Source organism: Mesorhizobium sp. M4A.F.Ca.ET.020.02.1.1, assembly GCF_004022645.1.
Lineage (GTDB): Bacteria > Pseudomonadota > Alphaproteobacteria > Rhizobiales > Rhizobiaceae > Mesorhizobium.
Window position 1 is genome coordinate 1 of record NZ_RZOI01000674.1, and the last position, 3257, is coordinate 3257.

The 3257-nt window shown below is 66.3% G+C and carries 4 protein-coding genes; 1 reads left to right on the forward strand and 3 read right to left on the reverse strand.

Annotated elements, in window-relative coordinates:
• Positions 1-959: DUF2336 domain-containing protein (locus EN742_RS29085; RefSeq protein ID WP_128333565.1), on the forward strand; the 959-nt coding region annotated here is incomplete at its 5' end.
• Here EN742_RS29085 and EN742_RS29090 read toward each other — a convergent pair.
• The 3 genes from EN742_RS29090 to EN742_RS29100 form a co-directional block, all read right to left on the reverse strand.
• Complete coding sequence (locus EN742_RS29090) at positions 954-1304, reverse strand: DUF1491 family protein (RefSeq protein WP_127407041.1); 351 nt, start codon at positions 1302-1304, stop codon at positions 954-956. The two genes, EN742_RS29085 and EN742_RS29090, sit on opposite strands and share 6 nt — an antisense overlap.
• A gap of 72 nt (positions 1305-1376) precedes the next feature.
• Positions 1377-2159, reverse strand: coding sequence for a peptidoglycan-binding protein (locus EN742_RS29095; RefSeq protein ID WP_127407040.1), 783 nt, complete (start codon positions 2157-2159; stop codon positions 1377-1379).
• Positions 2134-3257: HAMP domain-containing sensor histidine kinase (locus EN742_RS29100; RefSeq protein ID WP_148670337.1), on the reverse strand; the 1124-nt coding region annotated here is incomplete at its 5' end. The genes EN742_RS29095 and EN742_RS29100, both read right to left, overlap by 26 nt.

Genomic DNA, 3257 nt, shown 5'->3' on the forward strand with positions numbered 1-3257 from the left:
CCCGTCCCTCGCGCCGCGAGATCAGCCAGCTCGAGGACCTGACGCTGCCGCTGTTCGACGAGGTGTCGGTCGAATCGCGTCGCTACGTCGCCGCCGCGCTGTCCGAATGCGAATACGCGCCCCCCGCCCTGGTGCGGCGGCTGGCGGAAGAGCCGGTCGACATCGCGGCGCCGCTGCTCACCCGCTCGCGGGCGCTTAGTGACATCGACCTTATCGCGCTGATCGGCCGCCACGGCCTGCCGCATGCTCGCGCCATCGCCCGCCGCAAAGCTTTGAACCCGACCATCGCGGACCTGATCAAGGCGCTGGAAAAGCCGACGCTGGTCAGGCTGCGGCCGCCGCAGCCCATCGTCCAGGCATTGCCCGCGAAGGCCGACCCGGCACCCGTCGGGTCAGAAGCACCGATAGTCAAGGACGAACCCGCCCTTCCCGCCAGCGCGGACATGCGTGAGACGCCCGGCATTGCCGCCGCAAATGCCAGGCGCCGGCTGCGCGCGATGATGCGCCCCGAAGCGGGAACCGAGAGCGTCAATCCGTTTATCGCCCCGTCGACCTTCACCAAGTTGCGTGAGACGGCGCTGACCGGCAACGCCGCCTTCTTCCAGACGGCGCTGGCGGACGCGCTCGATATCGATTTCCAGACGGCGCGGGCGCTGACCGAACAGGCAGGCTATGCTGCGTTGCTTGCCGCGTTGCGCTCGCTCGACCTCAACGAGGACCGGGCCTTCCTGATCGCCGTCGCCGTCTATCCCAGAGAGTTTCCGCACCCGCAGGCGATCCGCCTGTTCCTCGACCGCTACCGCCTGCTGCACCGCGACGCCGCACTCGACAAGGTGCGCGCCTGGAAGGTTGAGACCCTGTCGCGGGCGATCCGCGGCAATGCGGGCGAGGTGGCGAATGCCGAGGAACGCCGAGCCTCGAACAGCGACGACTCCGCCGCAAACCTCAAGGCGTCATGAGTCCGTCTTGACGGACAAAAGGTCCTCGACCGGAACGGCGCCGGCCTCGATCTCGACCACCCAGATGTCGGGATCGAATTTCTTCTCGCGCTCCAGCCTGGCGTCGAACGGTGCGGCATCGTCGCCGGTACCAAGCAGGCTGAAGAAGCGCTCGTCAGGCTTGGCCGAATCGTAGCTGGTCTGCGGCGCCGGCCCGAACAGGGCGACCGCGCCCAGCCGGCCGCGCGACAGCACGAAGACCGCGCCCGCCTCGGCCGCGCCGCGCTTCGCCACCGCGGCAAAACCGCCGGCGGCGAACACTCGGCGCAACAGGGCCGACACCCACAGATCGGTGGTCACGCGCATGGCAAGGCTCCGGACGGCATGCGCGGCTCCTTACAACATCGGCCCGTGATTGCGCCAGCTGTCGCCCGACGCTCAGTTGGTGAGGCCGATCTCGCGCATCTTGACGTACACGATCTCATCGGGCTCGCCGGTCTCAGGCAAGCCGAACAACGACTGGAACTCCTTGATCGCCGCCTTGGTGCGGGCGCCGACGACGCCGTCGAGCTGCATGTCGTTGTTGCCGAAGGCCTTCAACCCGGCCTGGATCTTGACAATGCGGGCGTCGGGCGCCTCGGCGGACACGTTGGCCGGCGCCGAGACTGGAATCGGTGCCGCCAAAGGCGCCGCTGCCGGAGCTGTGGCCCTGTCCACGGGCCTCGGCACGGGATGCGGAATGGCCGCCGTAGTCTGCTTGGCGCCGAGCTGGTCGAGCAGCATGGCGTCGATCTCGCCGGTGGCCGGCAGGCCGACCTTCTGCTGATAGGCCTGGATGGCCTTGCGGGTGTTGGGGCCGGAAATGCCGTCGACTGTCCCGGAATAGAAATCGAGATCTTTCAAAATGCCTTGGACCTGTTCGACGGTCGGATCGCTCTTGACCGGCGCAGGCCGCACGATGTTGATGGTGGTCTCGGGCTCTTCCGCACCAGCACGCGGAAAATCCTCGATGCTCCTGGTGGCGAAGAACGCGCCGGCGTGCGGGAAAGGCTGGTACCAGAGCGCGTTGGCCGAGACATAAAATAGCGTCACCAGGAAGGCGGTCGAACCGCCGACCAGCACCGGATTGCGCGAGATCATGCCGCCGAGTGCAATCGCGCCCTCCTCGAAGGCGCTGCTCTGGCGCTTGACCGCCCTAGGCTGTTTTGCGGAGCGAGCCATTCCTGTCCCCTTTCGCATGCCCCTTGGTCTTCAGCGCGGGTATCGCCAACACCCCATCGCTCTTGTCCGAACGACCTCTCGGTCCGTTCACCGGCAGGCTGATCGTCACCGTGGTGCCCTCACCCGGCATGCTCTCGATCGACATGGTGCCGTCATGCAGTGCCACAAGGCCCTTGACCAGCGACAGGCCGAGCCCGGTTCCCTCGAAGCGGCGCGTATAGTCGTTCTGGATCTGCATGAAGGGCTTGCCGAGATTGACGAAATCCTCCTCGGCGATGCCGATGCCGGTATCGCTGACCCAGAAATGCAGCCGCGAGCCGACCCGCTTGGCGCCCACCACGACCTTGCCGCCATCAGGTGTGAACTTGATGGCGTTGGAGACGAGGTTGATCAGTATCTGCTGAACGGCGCGGCGGTCGGCGTTGATCTCGCCCGCATCCGGCGCGATTTGCGCGGCAAGCCTGATATTCTTGGCCTCGGCCTGCAGCCGCATCATCGACTGGCACATATCGACCGCTTCAGCGAAGCGGAACGGCTCGGGCTCGGTCGCGTAGGCGCCGGCCTCGATCCGGGAAACGTCGAGGATCGAGGTGACGACGTTGAGGAGATGCTGGCCGGAGTCCCTCACCAGGCCGACATATTCCTTCTGGCGCGGATCGCCGAAGGGACCGAACATCTCATGCAGCAGCATGTCGGAGAAGCCGATGATGGCGTTGAGTGGCGTGCGAAGCTCGTGGCTGACCACGGCCAGGAAACGTCCTTTCGTCACCTCGGCCGCGGCCGCGGTCTCGTTAGCGGCGGCGAGCTTTTCGCGCAGGGCCGCGACATCGTCGTTTTCGCTGAGCAGGAGCATAAAGGTGTCCCGCTGCTCGCCCCGCATTAGCTGAAGACGAAACGGCCGGAAATTGTCGGCGGCGCCTGACCCATCGCGCGGCAGCCGGATGCGCAGGTCGACCCGGCGCATTGCGGCACCGTCGCGCATATCGGCGAGCGCGGAGAGATAGTCGACACGATCGGCGAGGTGGACGCGCTCGAACAGGCCGGTACCGAGAAGAAGCTCCGGCTGAAGTTTCAGGATGGCGCGCGCCTTGGCTGAAG

What these genes read in the sequence shown, in the direction of transcription:
- EN742_RS29095 (WP_127407040.1), bottom strand. Translation starts at nt 2,159, where the DNA reads ATGGCTCGCTCCGCAAAACAGCCTAGGGCGGTCAAGCGCCAGAGCAGC.
- EN742_RS29090 (WP_127407041.1), bottom strand. Translation starts at nt 1,304, where the DNA reads ATGCGCGTGACCACCGATCTGTGGGTGTCGGCCCTGTTGCGCCGAGTG.